The following is an 18,816-nucleotide window of genomic DNA, read 5'->3' as shown; positions in this document are numbered from 1 at the left end:
GGCCGCCCGCCATTCCTTCAGCGACGCCACCGCTTTGTCGTGGGGCGTCGCGGCGGGCGCCAGCTCCCGGCTCGTCCGCCTCAGCGTCGCCGTGTGCTCCGCCAGTTCGGCCGGCAGCCTCGCGCCGTAGCTGAGGACGACGCCCTCCACGTACGCGATCCGCCCCCGCACGCCCTCGCCGAACTCCTGGCTGTCCTCCTGTCCCGCCGGGTTCAGGGTGTGCTCGGCGAAGCCCAGGGCCGAGACCACCCGCGCGCAGGGGTCGTCGGCGGGGTCGGCGCCGGTGACGTACATGTCCGTCGAGGCCGCCGCCGGGGGAGGGGAAGGGGGCGCGGACGCGCACGCGGCCAGCGCCGCGAGGGAGAGGGCGGCGAGCAGGCGGCTCGGCATGGGCGGGGCCCCTTTCCGGTACGGAGACCAGAAGAGGCCACCGGGACGACCCGGTGGCCTCTTCGAGGGGGAGACGTCAGGCGCGGGCCAGCGTCCCCAGGTAGAGCTCGATGACCTTCGGGTCCTTGATGAGTTCCTTGCCGGTGGCGGTGTAGGCGTTGCGGCCCTGGTCCAGCACGTAGCCGCGGTCGCAGATCTGCAGGCAGCGGCGGGCGTTCTGCTCGACCATGATCACGGTCACCCCGGCCCGGTTGATCTGCTGGGCCTGGATGAACACCAGGTCCTGCAGCTTGGGCGACAGACCCGCCGAGGGCTCGTCCAGCAGCAGGACGGAAGGCTCGGTCATGAGGGCGCGCCCCATGGCGACCATCTGGCGCTCGCCGCCCGACAGGGAGCCGGCCCGCTGCTTGCGGCGCTCCAGGAGGGCGGGGAAGATCTCGCAGACGAACTCGAAGCGTTCCTTGAACTTCTTGGGCGTCTGGAAGGCGCCCATCTCCAGGTTCTCCTCGACGCTCAGCGACGGGAACACGTTGTTGGTCTGCGGCACGAAACCGACCCCGCGCTCCACGAGCGCGTGGGCCTTCAGGCCGGTGATGTTCTCGCCCTTGAGCGTGATCGAGCCCGACCGGACCTCCACGAGCCCGAACAGCGCCTTGAGCAGGGTCGACTTGCCGGCGCCGTTGGGGCCGATGATGCCGATCAGCTCGCCGTCGTTCACGTAGAGGTCGGCGCCGTTGAGGATGTTCACGCCCGGCAGGTAGCCGGCCAGCAGCTCGTCGCAGCGCAGCAGCGCCTGCCCGGCGGCGGCGACGTGGGCCGAGCGGTCGACGATCACGTTCGAGTCGGCGGCGCTCATTCCTTGACCTCCTTCTCCAGCTCGGCCTCGGCCTCGTGGAGCTGGCGCTCCTCTTCCTCGGCCGAGAGCGGGGCGTCGTGGTGGGCGCCGAGGTAGGCGTCCACGACCCGGTGGTCGGACATGACGCTGTCGGGCGGGCCCTCGGCGATGACCTGGCCCTGGGCCATCACGATGACCCAGTCGGAGATGTCGCGGACCATGTCCATGTCGTGCTCGACGAACAGGACCGTCATCCCGAGCTCGCGCAGGTTCTTCACGTGGCCGAGCAGCGACTGCGTCAGGGCCGGGTTCACACCGGCCATCGGCTCGTCGAGCATGACCAGCTCGGGCTTGCCCATGAGGGCGCGGGCCATCTCCAGCAGCTTGCGCTGGCCGCCCGAGAGGCTGCCGGCGAAGTCGTCGCGCTTGGCGTCGAGCTTGAAGCGTTCGAGCAGCTCCTCGGCCTGGAGAGTGATCTCGTCCTCCTGGCCGCGCCACAGGGCCGGGAACAGGCCGCGGAAGAAGTTCTCACCCCGCTGTGCCTGGGCCCCCAGCCGCATGTTCTCGATCACCGTGAGCTTCGAGAGCGCCTTGGTGAGCTGGAACGTGCGGACCATGCCCTGACGGGCGACCTTGTAGGCCGAGACCCCGTTCATGTTCCGGCCGTTGAAGGTCCACTGACCCTCGTCGGCGGTGTCGAAGCCGGTGAGCTGGTTGAAGAACGTCGTCTTGCCGGCGCCGTTGGGGCCGATCAGGGCGGTGATGCTGCCCCGCTGGATCTCGACGTGGTTGACGTTGACCGCGGTGAGACCGCCGAAACGGCGCACCACGTTGTCGACGACGAGGATCGGGTCGGGCTTGGCGACGCCGGGTTCGGCTGCCATGCCCTCGAAGGCCTTCAGGGCCGCCGTCTTGCCGGCCGGGAGCGATTCAGCGTGCATCGAGTGAGATCTCCCTCTTGTCCCCGAAGATGCCCTGCGGCCGGTAGATCAGCAGCAGTATGAGTCCGAGGCCGACGAGCATCAGGCGGATCGCGCCGACCTGGTTGACCGTGATGAAGGTGATCGTGCCGGTGTTGACGGCGTTCTCGAGCCCGGTGCCGATGAGGATGAGCAGCAGCCAGAACAGCATCGAACCGACGATCGGGCCCAGGATCCGGGCCGCGCCGCCGAGGATCAGCACGGTGTAGGCGTAGAACGTCAGGTCGGTCGAGTACAGGTCGGGCTGCACGGCCGACCGGCTCAGGGCGAAGATGAACCCCGCCATCGAACCGATGACGCCACCGATGACCAGCGCCTGCATCTTGTACGAGAACACGTTCTTGCCGAGGCTGCGCACGGCGTCCTCGTCTTCACGGATCGCCTTGAGCACACGTCCCCACGGGCTCTTCATCGCCATGAACAGGATGAACGACGCGATGGCGACCAGCACCCAGCCGACCGTCAGCACCCACATCGACCGGTTGTCGAACCCGATGATCGGCGGGATGCCGTATTCGCCGGGGGGATAGGGGTTCATGTCGTAGAAGGACCCCGAGAAGGCCTGGAGGCCGTCGGTGCCGCCGAAGGTGTCCGACAGCGCGACCGACCGCACGACGAGACGGACGATCTCCGCCGCCGCGATGGTGACGATGGCGAGATAGTCGGCCCGCAGCCGCAGGGTCGGGATGCCCAGCAGCAGCGCCAGCACGGCGGCCAGCAGCAGGCCGATGCCGACGCCCAGGAAGAAGGGCAGGCCGAAGGTGGCGACGGTCACCGCGATGGAATAGGCGCCGATGGCCAGGAAGCCCGCCTGGCCGAAGTTCAGCAGGCCGGTGTAGCCGAACTGCACGTTGAGGCCGATCGCCGCCAGGGCGTAGATGATCGCCTCGGAGCCGATGCCGGCTTCGACGGCACGGCTGATGATGAGTGTCCAGTCCATGTGTGCCTCCTAACCGATCCGCTCGCGACGGCCGAGAATGCCCTGCGGCCGGACCATGAGCACGATGATCAACACGACCAGCGCGCCGATGGTCTTCATCTCCGGCGGGATCCACAGCGTGGAGACCTGGACGAACATGCCGACGACCAGCGAGCCGACGAGGGCGCCGTACGCGGTGCCCAGGCCGCCGAGGGTGACGCCGGCGAACATCAGCAGGAGGATCTGCTGACCCATCTGGAAGTTCAGGTTCTGGGTGGTGCCGAGCAGGATGCCCGCCAGCGCGGCGATGCAGGTGCCGGCCGCCCAGACGATCCGGATGACCCGGTCGACGTTGATGCCCGACGACGAGGCCAGCGCCGGGTTGTCGGCGACCGCGCGGGTCGCCTTCCCGAGCCGGGTGTACGTCAGCGCGAGGCCCACCGCGATCAGCACCGCGATCTCGATGCCCATGGCGATGAGGCTCTTGGGCGTGGCCGAGATCGGGCCGATCTGGATGCCGGCCTGGGCGACGTACTGGTCGTAGGACTCGCCGCCGCCGCCGAACAGGAACAGCAGCAGCGCCCGCAGGAACAGCGCGAGGCCGATCGAGATGATCATCATGGAGATCAGGCCGGTCTTGCGGCGCCGGAGCTGGCCCCAGAAGAACCGGTCCTGCCCCCAGCCGAAGGCCGCCGCGATCACCAGCGCGATGGGCGCCGCGACCAGCAGGTGCAGGCCGAGGACGGTGTTGAAGAAGAACGCGAGAAAGGCGCCGATGGTGAGCAGCTCACCGTGGGCGAAGTTGGTCAATCCAGTGGTACCGAAGATCAGTGACAGGCCGACCGCGCCGAGCGCGATGATCAAACCGAGGTTGAGGCCTTCGAAGACGAGCTGGGCGACCCGGTCCCAGTAGGAACTTCCGCCGCCTCCACCGTCCTGCCCCTTGGGCGGGGCGTTCGCGTCGACCAATCCGAACAGCACGTTGCGGGCGTTGCCCTCGAAAACCTGGACGGTCAGCGTCCCCCGGTTGGGGTCCCGGAGCGCTTTCCCCGCAGGAAGGGTGGCCTGGTCCAGCGTCACCTTGTACGAACCGGCCTTCTCGATGGGAACACTCCAGGTCCCATCCGCTCCGGTCGTGGCGTCTCCGACGGGCGCGTCAGCGTCGGACGTCACGGTGATTTTCACGCCTTGAACAGGCTGGCCTTGGAGTCTGAGTGTGCCTCTGACCTCTTCGCCTTCGGCCCACGCTGTGGACGCTCCGGCCAAGAAGACGAGAATGAGTCCACCCATGAAGGCCGTGAACGCGATCACGGCTCTGCGCAATGGTGCTCCTCGTAGGTCATGACGGGGTTGTGCCTCGCCATCCCGAACACGGGACACCGTGATAGGTCCACGGTGTAATGGCCGGAGCATAGAGCCGAACGCCCGGTTACGGACAGTTCGTCACCAATCGGTGACCTGCCTGTGTCGTCGGCGTTGGCAAAAGTCGGCGCAGGTGGGGGGCCGAAATGTCAGAGGATGCGAAGGGCCCGCGGTGGCCTTTGGGGCCGTCCGGCACTTCCCCGGTGCCGCACGTTGTCTACTCGGCTCACCACGGGCCCTCGGCACCCAACGGTAGCGACCGTTGGGGCTGTTGTGTCAGCTTTCGGGTCAGGACTTCGGCAGGTCCCGGAGCATGCAGGTCAGCCGCGAGGTGCACACCCGGCGGCCCTCGTCGTCGACCACCTCGATCTGGTACGTCGCCAGCGTGCGCCCCTGGTGGAGAGGGGTGGCGGTGCCGGTGACCCAGCCCGCTTTGGCCGACCGGTGATGGGTGGCGCTGATCTCGATGCCGACCGCGGCCCGGCCCTCGCCCGCCTGGTACATCGCCGCGATCGAGCCGACCGTCTCGGCCAGCACCACCGAGGCGCCGCCGTGCAGCAGCCCGAACGGCTGGGTGTTGCCCTCGACCGGCATCCGCGCGACCACCTTCTCGGCCGTCACCTCGAGGAACTCGATGCCCATCCGATCTTGCAGATGACCCGTTCCGGCGGCGTTCATCAGCGTGACGAGCTCTTGGGTCAAGGCTCTTCCTTTCCGGGTGGTTCTGTCGTAGGGGGAGACTAGGCTCTGAGCGTGCCGAAGACCGAAGAGACCCCCCGCCTGCTGCTGCTTGACGGCCACTCGCTGGCCTACCGGGCGTTCTACGCGCTGAAGGACGCCAACCTCATGACGACCGACGGCCAGCACACCGAGGCGGTCTACGGCTTCCTGTCGATGCTGACCAACATCATGCGCGACGAGGCGCCGACCCACCTGGTGGTCTGCTTCGACCGGAGTGAGCCGACCTTCCGTCACGAGGCCTTCGCCGCCTACAAGGCCAACCGCTCCGAGACGCCCGAGGACTTCCGCGGTCAGATGCAGCTCATCTACGAGTTGCTCGACGTGATGAAGGTGCCCCACCTGTCCCTGGCGGGCTACGAGGCCGACGACCTGATCGCCACCCTGGCCACCCGCGCCTCCGGTGAGGGCATGGACGTGCTGATCGTCACCGGCGACCGCGACGCCCTCCAGCTGGTCGACCCGAAGGTGACCGTCCTGATGACCCGGCGGGGCATCAGCGACATGACCCGGTTCACCCCCGACGCGGTGGTCGAGAAATACGGCCTGACCCCAAACCAGTATCCCGACTTCGCCGCCCTGCGCGGCGACCCCAGCGACAACCTGCCGTCGATCCCCAGCGTGGGCGAGAAGACCGCGACCAAGTGGATCAGCGAGTTCGGCTCGCTCGACGAACTGGTCCGCCGGGCCGACGAGGTCAAGGGCAAGGTCGGCGACAAGCTCCGCGAGCACCTCGGCCAGGTGATCCACAACCGCATGCTCACCGAGCTGCGCCGTGACGTCGCCCTCGACGCCGAGCCCGCGGCCCTGGTCATGGGCCAGTGGGACCGCGAGGAGCTCAACAAGATCCTCGACAGCCTCCAGATCCGGGGCGAGCTGCGCGAGCGCCTGTTCAAGGTCCTCGGCACCGCCGAGCCCGAGGTCGAGGGCGGCTTCGAGGCCGAGATCGTCACCCTCCAGCCCGGCGGCCTGGCCGCCTGGCTCGGCACCCTCGCGGCCGGCCGCACCGCCCTGGCCTTCGCCGGCTCCTGGGGCAGCGGCACCGGCCGCGTCGACGCGATCGCCTTCGCCGCCGCCGGGGGCACCGCCGCCTACCTCGACCTGACCCAGCTCACCGCCGACGACGAGGCCGACCTGGCCGCCTGGCTGGCCGACGAGTCGGTCGAGAAGGCCGTCCACGACAGCAAGGGCCCGCTGCTCGGCCTGTGGGCCCAGGGCTACGACCTGCGCGGCCTCACCTGCGACACCGCCCTGGCCGCCTACCTGGCGATGCCCGGCCAGCGCTCGTTCCCGCTCGACGACCTGGTGCTGCGCTACCTCCACCGGACTCTGACCAACACCGCCGACACCAACGGCCAGACCAGCCTGTTCGACGACGCCGACGACATGGCCGCCCGCGACCTGGCGATGAAGGCGGTGGCCGTCCTCGACCTGGCCGAGGCGCTGGAGAGCCACCTGTCCGAGCGCGGCGGCACCCGCCTGGTGACCGACGTGGAGCTCCCGCTGGTCCGGGTGCTGGCCGAGATCGAGCGGGCCGGCATCGCCGCCGACGGCGACTACTTCGCCGCCCTGGAGGCCGAGTTCGCCGCCGAGGTGAAGTTCGCCGTCGACGCTGCCCACGCGGCCGTGGGGGAGCAGTTCAACCTGGGCTCGCCCAAGCAGCTCCAGGAGATCTTCTTCGAGCGGCTCAACCTGCCGAAGACCAAGAAGATCAAGACCGGCTACAGCACCGACGCCGACCAGCTCGCCTGGCTGGCCACCCAGACCGACCACGAGCTCCCCACGATCATGCTCCGCCACCGCGACCAGCAGAAGCTGCGCACGACGGTCGAGGGCCTGATCAAGGAGATCGCCGACGACGGCCGCATCCACACCACGTTCAACCAGATCATCGCCGCGACCGGCCGCCTGTCGTCGGAGAAGCCCAACCTGCAGAACATCCCGATCCGGACCGCCGAGGGCCGCCGCATCCGCAAGGGCTTCGTCGTCGGCCCCGGCTACGAGACCCTGCTGACGGCCGACTACAGCCAGATCGAGCTGCGCATCATGGCCCACCTGAGCGGCGACCGCTCGCTCGTCGAGGCCTTCGGCTCGGGCCACGACTTCCACGCCGCCACCGCCGCCAAGGTCTTCGACACCACGCCCGAGGCGGTCACGGGCGAGATGCGCGCCAAGATCAAGGCGATGAACTACGGCCTGGCCTACGGCCTCAGCGACTTCGGCCTGTCGGGCCAGCTCAACATCCCGGTCGCCGAGGCCCGCGCTCTGAAAGACGAGTACTTCGAGGAGTTCGGCGGCATCCGCGACTTCCTCAACGCGATCGTCGCCCAGGCCCGCACCGACGGCTACACCTCCACCATCCTCGGCCGCCGCCGCTACCTGCCCGACCTGACCAGCGACAACCGCCAGCGCCGCGAGATGGCCGAACGCATGGCCCTCAACGCCCCGATCCAGGGCAGCGCCGCCGACATCATCAAGGTCGCGATGCTCAACGTGCAGCGGGCGATCTCCGGGATGCGGTCGCGGATGCTCCTCCAGGTCCACGACGAACTCGTCTTCGAGGTCCACCCGGGGGAGCTCGACGACCTGCGCCAGGTGGTCGTGAAGGAGATGGCCGCCGCCTACGAGCTCACCGTCCCCCTCGACGTGTCGGTCGGCGTCGGCTCCAACTGGCAGGACGCCGGCCACTAAGGACAAACGCCTCTTCCGTCACGGCTCCGCCCACCCCGGCACCGCCCGCCGTCCCCGGCGCCGACCGGCCGCTCCGCCGCGCCCCCAGACGACGGAGGTCCTGCCGACGAGCGACCGCCGGGCGGCGGACCCGCTGGCAGCTCCGGGGGTCCGACTTGGCTTTCGGCTTCGGGTTCGGCCCTTGGCTGCGAGTCGATGTCGAGGCTGGAGGTGGGGGCGGTGGTGGGTCGTGAGGTGAATCCCCTGGCTATGGCCGCGGCTTTGCGGGGCTTTCGCCTCGTTCGAGGGCCTGATCGCGACTAGAGTCGGGTGACTGTGCGGAAGGTTGTGTCGATCACAGGTGTGGCCAATGTCGTGGTGGTCACGCTCGGCCTGATCGCGCTCTCGCTCATGCGGGGGCCGGTCTCGCCGCCCCGCACCGTGGTGCCCCACTCCGAGGCCCAGAAGAAGGCCGAGCAGGAGCCGCCGCCCCCGGCCAAGCCCGCGTTACCCGGGTTCGCGCTCCCGGCCCCCGTGCAGGCGACCGAGGAGTCGGCCAGGGCGGCCGGGGCCAACGAGCTCGGGCTCGTCCCGGTGCTCATGTACCACCGGATCCGGTGGGACCGCAGCGCCTCGATCGACCGCACGCCCAAGCAGTTACGGGTCGAGCTGGAGCGGCTGGCGCGGGCCGGGTACGTGCCGGTGACCGCCGCCGAGTTCGTCGAGGGCCGGATGGACATCGCCGCCGGGGCCCATCCGGTCGTGCTCACCTTCGACGACGGGAACCCCAGCCACTTCGCGCTCGACGCCGACGGCCGTCCGATGAAGGACACCGCCGTGGCGGTGATCTTCGACGTGGCCAGGAAGTTCCCCTCGTTCCGGCCCGTCGCCACCTTCTACGTCAACCGCGAGCCCTTCGGTCTGAAGGGGGAGGACGCCCAGAAGGCGGGGGTCCGGTGGCTGCTCGACCACGGCTTCGAGGTCGCCAACCACACGTGGTCCCACCAGGATCTGCGGAGCCTGTCCAACAAGAAGGTCAGCGAGCAGATCGTGCGGGGGGAGCGGCTGCTCAAGAAGCTCGGGGTATCTGATTTCGCCACGTTCGCCCTCCCTTTCGGGTCACGTCCGAGAAAGGGCTCCTTGGGGCGCGGCGGGTCGTGGGACGGCAGCAAGTACCGGTACGAGGGCGTCTTCCTGGCCGGGGCCGAGCCGTCGAATTCGCCGTTCGCGAAGGGGTACGATCCCCGTGAAATCCAGCGGATCCAGTCGAACGGGCTGGCCGGCGACTGCCGCAAGTGGTGTTCGACCTATTGGCTGAAGTGGCTCGACGATCATCCGGATGAGCGCTACACGGCCGACGGTGACCCCGGCAGTCTCTCCGCGCCACGCCAACATCGTTTAAAACTTGCGTCAAAGCGTGGCAAAAAGGTTATCTACTATTAAGCTGCGTACCGAGCCTTCGGATTGACCGCGCTCGCCTGGTCTCATATGCTGATCGCTGCGCTGTGGGCTCGCGCGCGCCTCGAAGGGAGCGGGCTCGCGCTCGCTCAATCCTGATCCCCGGCTTGAACGAAGCAGGCCTGCTGCGCCTCGACACAACGACATCTGTCCGGTTCGGAGCAATTCCACACATGACGAGCAGCACTGAGGCCACCTCGAACACCCCGCAGGTAGCGGTCAACGACATCGGTTCCGAGGAGGCCTTCCTCGCCGCGATCGACGAGACCATCAAGTACTTCAACGATGGCGACATCGTCGAAGGCACCGTCGTCAAGGTCGATCGAGACGAGGTCTTGCTCGACATCGGCTACAAGACCGAGGGTGTCATCCCCTCGCGCGAGCTTTCGATCAAGCACGACGTCGACCCCGCTGAGGTCGTCGAGGTCGGCGAGCACGTCGAGGCCCTGGTTCTCCAGAAGGAGGACAAGGAAGGCCGTCTGATCCTGTCCAAGAAGCGCGCCCAGTACGAGCGCGCCTGGGGCACGATCGAGAAGATCAAGGACGAGGACGGCATCGTCACCGGCACGGTCATCGAAGTTGTCAAGGGTGGTCTCATCCTCGACATCGGCCTGCGTGGCTTCCTCCCGGCGTCCCTGGTCGAGATGCGGCGCGTGCGCGACCTGCAGCCCTACGTCGGCCGTGAACTCGAGGCCAAGATCATAGAGCTCGACAAGAACCGCAACAACGTGGTTCTGTCGCGGCGCGCGTGGCTGGAGCAGACCCAGTCCGAGGTCCGCCAGACCTTCCTCAACACCCTCCAGAAGGGCCAGGTCCGCAAGGGCGTCGTGTCCTCGATCGTCAACTTCGGCGCCTTCGTCGACCTTGGCGGCGTCGACGGTCTGGTCCACGTGTCCGAGCTGTCCTGGAAGCACATCGACCACCCCTCCGAGGTCGTCGAGGTCGGCCAGGAGGTCACGGTCGAGGTCCTCGACGTCGACATGGAGCGCGAGCGCGTCTCCCTGTCGCTGAAGGCGACCCAGGAAGACCCGTGGCAGCAGTTCGCCCGCACCCACCAGATCGGCCAGGTCGTGCCGGGCCGCGTCACCAAGCTGGTGCCGTTCGGCGCGTTCGTCCGGGTCGAGGAGGGCATCGAGGGCCTGGTCCACATCTCCGAGCTGGCCGAGCGTCACGTGGAGATCCCCGAGCAGGTCGTCCAGGTCGGCGACGAGATCTTCGTGAAGATCATCGACATCGACCTCGACCGTCGCCGCATCTCCCTCTCGCTGAAGCAGGCGAACGAGAACGCCGGCGTCGACGTCGAGTTCGACCCGACGCTCTACGGCATGGCCGCGACGTACGACGACCAGGGGAACTACATCTACCCCGAGGGCTTCGACGCCGAGACCGGCGAGTGGCTCGAGGGCTTCGACAAGCAGCGCGAGGAGTGGGAGCGGCAGTACGCCGAGGCCCAGACCCGCTTCGAGGCCCACAAGAAGCAGGTCGAGCAGGCCCGTGCCGAGGACGCCGAGGCCAACGAGGCCGCGCCTTCCTCCTACACCGGCGAGACCCAGACCGCCACCCAGTCGACGGGCGGCGCGCTCGCCTCCGACGAGGCCCTGGCGGCGCTCCGCGAGAAGCTCGCGGGCGGCCAGAGCTAACAGCTCTCCGAAAAGCCCCGTCCACTCCGGTGGGCGGGGTTTTTTGCCGTCCGTGCGAGATCTACTTTGTAAAGGCGCCGGAGCCGGTAGGGTGGCGCGATGGTCACGATCAAGCGCGCCGAACCCTCCGACGCCGGGGAGATCCTCACCGTCCAGCGCGCGGCCTACGTCAGCGAGGCCCAGCTCTACGGCGACCCCTTCATCGCCCCCCTGATCGAGTCTCTCGAACAGCTCCGCAAGGCCATCGAGAGCGCCGTCCTGCTGAAGGCCGTCGACGGCGGCCGCGTCGTCGGCGTCGTGCGAGGACTGGTCGCCGACCTGACCCCCGGCACGAATAGTGGCCGTGCCTGCGTCGTCGGCCGCCTCGTCGTGGCCCCCGACCGCCAGGGCGAGGGCATCGGCACCGCCCTCCTGGACGCCCTCCACGAGCAGGTGGCCGAGGAGTTCCCGGACGTCCGCGCCTTCGACCTGTTCACCGGCCACCTGTCCGACGCCAACCTGCGCCTCTACAAGCGCCTGGGCTACGGCGAGACCCGCCGCGAGCGCGTTCAGGACCACCTGACGATGGTGCACATGCGCCGGATCGCGTCGTGAGGGTCGGGCTCACCGGCGGCATCGGGTCGGGCAAGAGCGAGGTCAGCAGGCGTCTGGCCGAACGCGGCGCGGTCGTCATCGACGCCGACCAGATCGCCCGCGAGGTCGTCGAACCCGGGACCGTGGGCCTGGCCGAGGTGGTGGCCGCCTTCGGGAGAGAGATCCTGCGCCCCGACGGCTCCCTCGACCGCCCGAGACTCGGCTCGATCGTCTTCTCCGACCCGGCCAAGCTGGAGATCCTCAACGGGATCGTCCACCCGAAGGTCGGCGCCCGCGTCCAGCAGGTCCTGGACGAGACCCCGCCCGGCGGTGTGATCGTCTACGACGTGCCGCTCCTGGCGGAGAACCACCTGGCCCCGACGTTCGACCAGGTGATCGTCGTGGACACGGACGACGAGGTCCGGATCAGACGGCTCGGCGAGACCCGGGGCATGTCCGAGCCGGACGCCCGCGCCCGCATCGCCGCCCAGGCCTCCCGCGAGGACCGGCTGGCGGTGGCCGACACCGTGATCGACAACAACGGCACGATCGAAGACCTGGATCGCCAGATAGACGAACTGTGGGCCCGGCTGACCTCCGCCTAGCACGGGTTCCGGATCGGGCCAGGTAGGTCCTTGCCGGGAAGGCAGCCCAGGCTGTGGCTGTTCCACCAGCTGCCGAACACACGGCGTACCGATGGCCCCTGAGTCGCCGGGTCCGCCGTCGGGACCGTTCCCGGGTCGGGCACAATCTTTCGCCGGGGCCGGTCACGATCCGTGGGGCTCATGGGGTGGGCGAGCGGGTTGGGGTCCGGTGCTGAAGCGGTTGCGGGTGCTTGACTGGGTTCGGGGCGGGCTGCTGCTGGTCGGGCTGGTCTGCCTGGTGACCGGGGTTCTTCCGTGGGAGGCGGCCGAGAGCAGTCTCCGGCGGATCGCGCCGCTGCTGGTGTTCCTCTGCGCGGTGATCGTGCTGGCGGAGCTGGCCAAGGAGGCGCGGGTCTTCGACGTCGTCGCGGCGGCGCTGGCCCGGGCCGGGCGCGGGCGGTATCCGGCGCTCTTCGGGGTCTGTTTCGGGTTCGCGGCCGTCTGCACGGTCTTCCTGAACCTCGACACCACGGCGGTCCTGCTCACGCCGGTTCTGCTGGCCATGGCGGGGCGGGCCGGGATCCCTGGGCTGCCTCTGGCGATGACGACCGTCTGGCTGGCCAACACCGCCAGCCTGCTGCTGCCGGTCTCCAACCTCACGAACCTGCTGGCCGCCGACCGGCTGGAGTTGCCGCCGCTGGAGTTCGCGGGGCGCATGTGGCTGCCCCAGGTCGTGATCCTCGCGTGCACGGCCGTGTTCCTGTGGGTCTTCTACTGGCGGCGGCATCCGCCTTCGTACACGCTGCCGGAGAAGGTGGACATCGGGGATCCGGTCGTGTTCCGGGTGCTGGCGGCGGCCTGTCTGGCGTTCGCGCTGGCGGTGCTGGGCGGGGTGCCGATCGAGGTGGCCGCCGTGGTGTCGGCGGTCGTGGCGGTCGGGGTGTTCGCGTGGCGGGACCGGGGGCGGCTGTCGTTCGGGCTGATCCCGTGGGGGCTGCTGGTGTTCGTGACCGGGCTGTTCCTGGTCGTGGGGGCGCTGGAGGCCCGGGGGGTGCTCGACGGCGTCGCGGGCGGCGACCCGTTCGCCGTGGCGGCCCTCGGGGGCGGGCTGGGGAACGTGGTCAACAACCTGCCCGCTTATGTCGCGGTCGAGCGGGGCCTCCCGCCTGAGGATACGGGGGTCGTCCTGGCGCTGCTCATCGGCACCAACGCCGGGACGATCGTGACGCCCTGGGGGTCGCTGGCCACCCTGCTGTGGTTCGAGCAGTGCCGGCGGTTCGGGCTGCGGGTGCCGGTGGCCAGGTTCATGGCGACCGGGCTGGGGCTGGCGGTCTGCTGCGTCGGGTTCGGAGTGCTGGTTCTTGGCCGGTGAACGGAGAACGGCCTCCGCGCGGGGCGGAAGCCGTACCGAGAAGTAAAGGTCTTCAGAACCAGCCGCGGCGCTGGGCCATCTGGTGGAGGCCGTTGTTGAGGGCCTGCTCGGCCGCGCCCAGGTTGCCGTTGAGGGGGACCGTGAAGCGGTTGTAGGTGTCGTGGCCCGAGCTCATGAAACCGCCGCGCTTGTCGGCCTCGAGGATGACGTCGACCGCGTGGGGGCTGGTGATGAAGGTCAGCTCCAGCGCGTTGAAGTGGCGGCTCCACTGGGGACCGGCGTAGTACTCGATCTCCTGGTAGAACGGCATGCGGGAGCCCTGGAGGGTGCCGCGCTCGAGGTCGGCCTTGCTGAACCGGAAGCCCTGGCGGTCGAGCGCCATGATCAGGTGTTCCTGGATGGGCAGCGGGGTGACGAACAGCGGGTCGAGGTCGCCCTTGTCGAGGGCGCCGGCCAGCGAGAGCTCGGTCTTCACGCCGAGCTTCATGCCGCGCAGCGGGTGGCCGCCGATGGCGCTGATCGGGGTCTCCCACGGGACCGGGATCTGGAACGGCGCGGCGTGGCGGGCGCCGGCGGTCAGGTGGAACGGCCCGGCGACCTGCTGGCGCAGGAAGCTGTAGTTGGCGTGGTATTCGCTGTCGCCGCTCTCGACCTCGACGACGGCGGTGAAGTCGATGAAGATGCCCTCGACGTTGTAGTCGCTGCCGCCACCCACGAAGTTGACCTGGCCGGAGAGGGTGTCGCCGGGACGGACGGTCGAGGTGGCGAGAACGGTGTCGACCTCGACGCCGGCCCCGAAGGCGGCCATGAGCTTGCGGAAGACCATTTCAGGAGGCTCCTACTGAATTGTGACGGTTGATCGCTCTAACGGCCGGTTCGGGCCGCCGGGTTCCCCAACCTGGTGCGAACGTAACCTAACGAGGCTGACTTGCCGCCCGCTTGCAAACGGGTGACCCCGGAATTGTCGGTGGGGCCGCGTAGGTTATGGAGGCGTGAGGCCGGTAACAGATTTGCAGCGCAAGGTGGCGCCCTTCCAGGTCGTCACAGAGATGTCGCCGTCCGGTGACCAACCAGCCGCGATCGCCGAGCTGGAGCGCCGCGTGGGCGCGGGGGACAAGGACACCGTCCTCCTCGGCGCGACCGGAACCGGTAAGACGGCGACCGTCGCGTGGCTGGTGGAGAAGCTCCAGCGGCCCGCTCTGGTGATGCAGCCCAACAAGACGCTCGCGGCCCAGTTCGCCAACGAGCTGCGCGAGATGCTGCCCAACAACGCCGTCGAATACTTCGTCAGCTACTACGACTACTACCAGCCCGAGGCCTACGTCCCGCAGAGCGACACCTACATCGAGAAGGACTCCTCGATCAACGAGGAGGTCGAGCGGCTGCGCCACTCGGCGACCAACTCGCTGCTGACCCGCCGCGACACGATCGTGGTCGCCTCGGTGTCGTGCATCTACGGCCTGGGCACCCCGCAGGAATACGTCGACCGCATGCTGCGCCTGAAGGTCGGCCAGGAGATCGAGCGCGACCGCCTGCTCCGCCGCCTGGTCGACATGCAGTACGCCCGCAACGACCTCGCCTTCACCCGGGGCACGTTCCGGGTCCGCGGCGACACGATCGAGATCATCCCTCAGTACGAGGAGCTCGCCGTCCGCATCGAGATGTTCGGCGACGAGGTCGAGAAGCTCGCCACCCTCCACCCGCTCACCGGCGAGGTGATCACCGAGGACACCGAGCTCTACATCTTCCCGGCGTCCCACTACGTGGCTGGTCCCGAGCGCATGGAGCGCGCGATCAACGGCATCGAGCGCGAGCTGTCCGAGCGGCTGGCCGAGCTGGAGGGCCAGAACAAGCTGCTGGAGGCCCAGCGCCTGCGCATGCGGACGACCTACGACATCGAGATGATGCGCCAGATCGGCTCGTGCTCCGGCATCGAGAACTACTCCCGCCACATCGACGGCCGCGAGGCCGGCACGGCTCCTTACACCCTGCTCGACTACTTCCCCGAAGACTTCCTGCTGGTCCTCGACGAGTCCCACCAGACCGTCCCGCAGATCGGCGCGATGTACGAAGGCGACGCCTCCCGCAAGCGCACCCTGGTCGACCACGGGTTCCGCCTGCCGTCGGCGATGGACAACCGCCCGCTGAAGTGGGAGGAGTTCCTCGGCCGCATCGGCCAGACGGTCTACCTGTCGGCCACCCCGGGCCCCTACGAACTGGGCCGGGCGAAGGGCGAGTTCGTCGAGCTGGTCATCCGCCCGACCGGGCTGGTCGACCCCGAGGTCGTGATCAAGCCGACGAAGGGCCAGATCGACGACCTGATGGAGGAGATCCGCGCCCGCGCCGACCGCGACGAGCGGGTCCTGGTCACCACGCTGACCAAGAAGATGTCCGAAGACCTGACCGACTACCTGCTGGAGAACGGCATCCGGGTCCGCTACCTGCACAGCGAGGTCGACACGCTGCGGCGCATCGAGCTGCTGCGCGAGCTGCGGGTGGGCGAGTTCGACGTCCTGGTCGGCATCAACCTGCTGCGTGAGGGCCTCGACCTGCCCGAGGTGTCGCTGGTCGCGATCCTCGACGCCGACAAAGAGGGCTTCCTGCGGTCGGAGACGTCGCTGATCCAGACGATCGGCCGTGCCGCCCGTAACGTCTCGGGCCAGGTCCACATGTACGCCGACAAGATCACCCCCAGCATGGAGCGGGCGATCGAGGAGACCAACCGGCGCCGGGCCAAGCAGGTCGCCTACAACGAGGCGGCCGGCATCGATCCGCAGCCGCTCCGCAAGAAGATCGCCGACATCCTCGACTCGCTCAACCGGGAGGACGCCGACACGGCCGAGCTCCTCGGCGGCGGCGGCCGGCAGCAGTCGCGCGGCAAGGCCCCCGTGCCGGGGCTCAAGTCCCGTCAGGCGGGGCAGCACGCCAAGGCGATCGTGGGGGAGATGCCCCGGGCCCAGCTGGAGTCGCTGGTCGAGTCGCTCACCGAGCAGATGCACGCCGCGGCGGCCGACCTGCAGTTCGAGGTCGCGGCCCGGCTGCGCGACGAGATCAAGGAGCTCAAGCGCGAGGTCCGCGACATGAAGACGGCCGGGGTCGGCTGAGGGGAGCGGCGATGAGGCGGGTCGACTACGACCAGGAGCAGCACCGGCACTACGCGCGGGGCCGGGCGCTGACCGAGCGGCAGCGGCAGGTGTGGATCGACGCCTTCGCGGCGGTGCTCCCCGAGCGGCGGCCCCTGAACGGGCTCGACGTCGGCTCGGGGACCGGCCGGTTCACCCCCGCCCTGGCGGAGGCGTTCGGGCCGGTGGTCGGAGTCGATCCGTCGGTGCGGATGCGCGAGGTGGCGCAGGAGCAGTCCCGCCATCCCGACGTGCGCTATCTGGCGGGCTCCGCCGAGGAGATGCCGGTGCCGTCCGGCAGCGCCGACTACGCGCTCATGTTCCTGGCGTGGCACCACGTCCAGGACAAGCCGCGGGCGGCCCGCGAGCTGGCCAGGGTGCTCCGGCCCGGCGGGCGGCTGTTACTGCGCGCCAACTTCCGCGACCACCATCCCCGGCCGTGGTGGCTGGAACACTTCGAGCGCGGCTTCGAGATCGACGCCGGGCTGTTCCAGCCGCTCCACGAGGTGATCGAGACCTTCACCTCGGCCGGCTGGCGCGTCGCCCACTTCGGCACGGTGGTCCAGCCCTCCTCCGGCACCCGCGAGGAGGTGCTCCAGCGCCTTCGGCTGCGCACGCTGTCGTTCTTCTCCCAGCTGACCCCCGAGGCGCTGGAAGAGGGCTTCCAGCGCCTGGAGCGGGCCGTCGCCGCCGACCCCGGCGCCCCGGCCCCGGAGTTCTCCGACACCCTGCTCACCCTCGAACGCCAGTGACCCGCCGATGCCCGTGCCGGTGATGAGCGGCGCGGGTGAGCCGGGTGTCAGGTCCTGGCCGCTCTGGCCAGGGCCCGGGACTGTTTGAAGCGTCTCATGCGCCGTACCGCTACCCAGCCGATCGCGATCATCCCCGCCAGGAAGACCAGCACCAGCACCGGCAGGAACACCGCCACCAGGCTCAGCGACAGGGAGCCGGCGTCCTCGACCGTGCTCACGACCGGGGCCCCCACGCCGGCCGTCGTGGCGTTGACCACCGGGCGGGTGCCCGACTTGACCAGGTGGACGATCAGGGCCGTCACGATGCCCAGCATCCAGCCGACCGCCGGGTGCTCGGCCATCCACGTTGAGTTGTCGAGCTGGGAGGCCGCCGAGGTCGCGCTGAAGACGACGCCGCCGGCCGCGGGGCGGACCGCGGTCTGGATGATGTCGTTCACATGGTCGACGACCGGGACCTTGTCCAGGACGAACTCGGCCAGCAGCAGCACGCCGATGATCCCCAGGACCCATCCGTTGGACAGCCAGGCGTACTCCTCGGGCAGTTTGATCGCGTCGGTCACGTTGGCCAGGACCCCGACGACCATCAGCGGGATGTACGCGTTCAGGCCGGCCGCCGTCGACAGCCCCAGCCCGGTCAGTGTCGCGAACACAGCAGATCGATCTCCCTTCGAGGGGACAACGACCCACTATTACGAAATATCCCCGGAACTTCCCGCGATCCTCATCAACCGGACTTCCGGCGCCACCCAGCCCTCCTCGGGGGAGTAGCGCCGCACGATCTTCGCGGGCACCCCGGCGATCACGCAGTGATCCGGGAACTCCCCTCGGACCACGGCCCCACCTGCGACGACGCACTGCCGGCCGATCCGCGTCCCGGGCAGAATGATCGCCCCGGTCCCGAGCCAGGAGCCCTCGCCGATGCTGACCGGATTGTTACGCGGCCACTGGCGCCCGACCGGGATCGAAGGGTCGTCGTAGACGTGGTTCTGGTCGGTGATGTAGACGTACGGGCCGGTGAAGACGTGGTCGCCGATGTCGATCGACTGGTGGCCGACGATGTGGGTGCCGCGGCCGATCGAGCACGATCCGCCGATCCGCACGAGGGAGTCGGGACCCAGGTCCAGGCCGGGCCACATCCCGGCCGAGATCGACACCCGCTCGCCGATCAGGGTGTGGTCGCCGATCTCGATCCAGCGCTCGCCGAAGATCGCCCCCACCGGGAAGGCGATGCACACTCCCTCGCCCAGCCTGCGGAAACGGTAACCGCCCGTGGAGTGGGGCGTGATGGCCCCGGCCTCGCGGATGTACGCCCACACCCGGTGGATCAGACGGCCCAGCAACCGTTGCCGCATCGACATAACCGATCAAGTTACCTTCTTGTGAAATCCCCGCCTATGGCGGGTTACCGCACGTGGGTGGGC

17 protein-coding genes are annotated in these 18,816 nt (G+C 68.9%); 8 read left to right on the top strand and 9 right to left on the bottom strand.

Annotated elements, in window-relative coordinates:
* The 6 genes from AW270_RS39760 to AW270_RS33945 form a co-directional block, all read right to left on the bottom strand.
* Positions 1-390: hypothetical protein (locus AW270_RS39760; protein WP_218009409.1), on the bottom strand; the 390-nt coding region annotated here is incomplete at its 3' end.
* 76 nt (positions 391-466) lie between these two features.
* The gene (locus AW270_RS33965) at positions 467-1,246 is read right to left on the bottom strand and encodes an ABC transporter ATP-binding protein (RefSeq protein ID WP_061300233.1); all 780 of its coding nucleotides are present in this window, start codon (positions 1,244-1,246) and stop codon (positions 467-469) included.
* Positions 1,243-2,166: an ABC transporter ATP-binding protein gene (locus AW270_RS33960; protein WP_061300232.1), complete on the bottom strand. Its 924-nt coding sequence runs from the start codon at positions 2,164-2,166 to the stop codon at positions 1,243-1,245. Before AW270_RS33960 ends, AW270_RS33965 begins: the two co-directional genes overlap by 4 nt.
* Positions 2,156-3,145 (bottom strand): branched-chain amino acid ABC transporter permease, encoded by a 990-nt coding sequence (locus AW270_RS33955; RefSeq protein ID WP_061300231.1) that lies wholly within the window; start codon positions 3,143-3,145, stop codon positions 2,156-2,158. The genes AW270_RS33960 and AW270_RS33955 overlap by 11 nt, the downstream gene beginning before the upstream one ends.
* Positions 3,146-3,154: 9 nt before the next feature.
* Positions 3,155-4,297 carry a branched-chain amino acid ABC transporter permease gene (locus AW270_RS33950; protein WP_245675000.1) on the bottom strand — a complete coding sequence of 381 codons (1,143 nt, stop codon included), beginning with the start codon at positions 4,295-4,297 and terminating at the stop codon, positions 3,155-3,157.
* Positions 4,298-4,774: 477 nt separating this feature from the next.
* On the bottom strand, positions 4,775-5,164 hold the full coding sequence (locus AW270_RS33945) for a PaaI family thioesterase (protein ID WP_157523069.1): 390 nt from the start codon (positions 5,162-5,164) through the stop codon (positions 4,775-4,777).
* Positions 5,165-5,239: 75 nt separating this feature from the next.
* Between AW270_RS33945 and polA the strand changes: the two genes are divergently transcribed.
* From polA to AW270_RS33915, 6 genes are all read left to right on the top strand, one after another.
* Positions 5,240-7,915: a DNA polymerase I gene (gene polA, locus AW270_RS33940; protein ID WP_082802049.1), complete on the top strand. Its 2,676-nt coding sequence runs from the start codon at positions 5,240-5,242 to the stop codon at positions 7,913-7,915.
* 315 nt (positions 7,916-8,230) lie between these two features.
* Positions 8,231-9,337 (top strand): polysaccharide deacetylase family protein, encoded by a 1,107-nt coding sequence (locus AW270_RS33935; RefSeq protein ID WP_245674999.1) that lies wholly within the window; start codon positions 8,231-8,233, stop codon positions 9,335-9,337.
* Between the two features lie 188 nt (positions 9,338-9,525).
* Positions 9,526-10,992 carry a 30S ribosomal protein S1 gene (gene rpsA, locus AW270_RS33930; protein ID WP_061300226.1) on the top strand — a complete coding sequence of 489 codons (1,467 nt, stop codon included), beginning with the start codon at positions 9,526-9,528 and terminating at the stop codon, positions 10,990-10,992.
* A gap of 99 nt (positions 10,993-11,091) precedes the next feature.
* On the top strand, positions 11,092-11,586 hold the full coding sequence (locus AW270_RS33925) for a GNAT family N-acetyltransferase (RefSeq protein WP_061300225.1): 495 nt from the start codon (positions 11,092-11,094) through the stop codon (positions 11,584-11,586).
* Entirely contained in the window at positions 11,583-12,170 is a 588-nt protein-coding gene (coaE, locus tag AW270_RS33920) for a dephospho-CoA kinase (RefSeq protein WP_061300224.1), read from the top strand. Before AW270_RS33925 ends, coaE begins: the two co-directional genes overlap by 4 nt.
* Before the next feature lie 226 nt (positions 12,171-12,396).
* Positions 12,397-13,521: an ArsB/NhaD family transporter gene (locus AW270_RS33915; protein WP_245674998.1), complete on the top strand. Its 1,125-nt coding sequence runs from the start codon at positions 12,397-12,399 to the stop codon at positions 13,519-13,521.
* A gap of 52 nt (positions 13,522-13,573) precedes the next feature.
* On the opposite strand, the gene AW270_RS33910 is transcribed toward AW270_RS33915, so the two are convergent.
* Positions 13,574-14,347, bottom strand: coding sequence for a sporulation protein (locus AW270_RS33910; RefSeq protein ID WP_061300222.1), 774 nt, complete (start codon positions 14,345-14,347; stop codon positions 13,574-13,576).
* Positions 14,348-14,513: 166 nt separating this feature from the next.
* On the opposite strand from AW270_RS33910, the gene uvrB reads away from it, so the two are divergent.
* Positions 14,514-16,625 (top strand): excinuclease ABC subunit UvrB, encoded by a 2,112-nt coding sequence (gene uvrB, locus AW270_RS33905; protein WP_061300221.1) that lies wholly within the window; start codon positions 14,514-14,516, stop codon positions 16,623-16,625.
* Between the two features lie 11 nt (positions 16,626-16,636).
* Positions 16,637-17,395 carry a class I SAM-dependent methyltransferase gene (locus AW270_RS33900; protein WP_061300220.1) on the top strand — a complete coding sequence of 253 codons (759 nt, stop codon included), beginning with the start codon at positions 16,637-16,639 and terminating at the stop codon, positions 17,393-17,395.
* A 47-nt stretch (positions 17,396-17,442) separates the two neighbouring features.
* Here AW270_RS33900 and AW270_RS33895 read toward each other — a convergent pair whose 3' ends face one another.
* Both AW270_RS33895 and AW270_RS33890 read right to left on the bottom strand, forming a co-directional pair.
* Positions 17,443-18,045, bottom strand: coding sequence for a DUF4126 domain-containing protein (locus AW270_RS33895; RefSeq protein ID WP_061300219.1), 603 nt, complete (start codon positions 18,043-18,045; stop codon positions 17,443-17,445).
* A gap of 39 nt (positions 18,046-18,084) precedes the next feature.
* Positions 18,085-18,753: an acyltransferase gene (locus AW270_RS33890; protein WP_061300218.1), complete on the bottom strand. Its 669-nt coding sequence runs from the start codon at positions 18,751-18,753 to the stop codon at positions 18,085-18,087.
* Positions 18,754-18,816 lie beyond the last annotated feature (63 nt).

The organism is Herbidospora cretacea (genome assembly GCF_001570605.1).
Classification (GTDB): Bacteria; Actinomycetota; Actinomycetes; order Streptosporangiales; family Streptosporangiaceae; genus Herbidospora; species Herbidospora cretacea.
Note: the sequence above shows the minus strand (reverse complement) of the source record. Positions and strands in the feature narration are given on the sequence as shown.

What these genes read in the sequence shown, in the direction of transcription:
- AW270_RS33965 (WP_061300233.1), bottom strand. Translation starts at nt 1,246, where the DNA reads ATGAGCGCCGCCGACTCGAACGTGATCGTCGACCGCTCGGCCCACGTC.
- AW270_RS33960 (WP_061300232.1), bottom strand. Translation starts at nt 2,166, where the DNA reads ATGCACGCTGAATCGCTCCCGGCCGGCAAGACGGCGGCCCTGAAGGCC.
- AW270_RS33955 (WP_061300231.1), bottom strand. Translation starts at nt 3,145, where the DNA reads ATGGACTGGACACTCATCATCAGCCGTGCCGTCGAAGCCGGCATCGGC.
- AW270_RS33945 (WP_157523069.1), bottom strand. Translation starts at nt 5,164, where the DNA reads ATGAACGCCGCCGGAACGGGTCATCTGCAAGATCGGATGGGCATCGAG.
- rpsA (WP_061300226.1), top strand. Translation starts at nt 9,526, where the DNA reads ATGACGAGCAGCACTGAGGCCACCTCGAACACCCCGCAGGTAGCGGTC.
- AW270_RS33925 (WP_061300225.1), top strand. Translation starts at nt 11,092, where the DNA reads ATGGTCACGATCAAGCGCGCCGAACCCTCCGACGCCGGGGAGATCCTC.
- AW270_RS33910 (WP_061300222.1), bottom strand. Translation starts at nt 14,347, where the DNA reads ATGGTCTTCCGCAAGCTCATGGCCGCCTTCGGGGCCGGCGTCGAGGTC.
- AW270_RS33900 (WP_061300220.1), top strand. Translation starts at nt 16,637, where the DNA reads ATGAGGCGGGTCGACTACGACCAGGAGCAGCACCGGCACTACGCGCGG.
- AW270_RS33890 (WP_061300218.1), bottom strand. Translation starts at nt 18,753, where the DNA reads ATGTCGATGCGGCAACGGTTGCTGGGCCGTCTGATCCACCGGGTGTGG.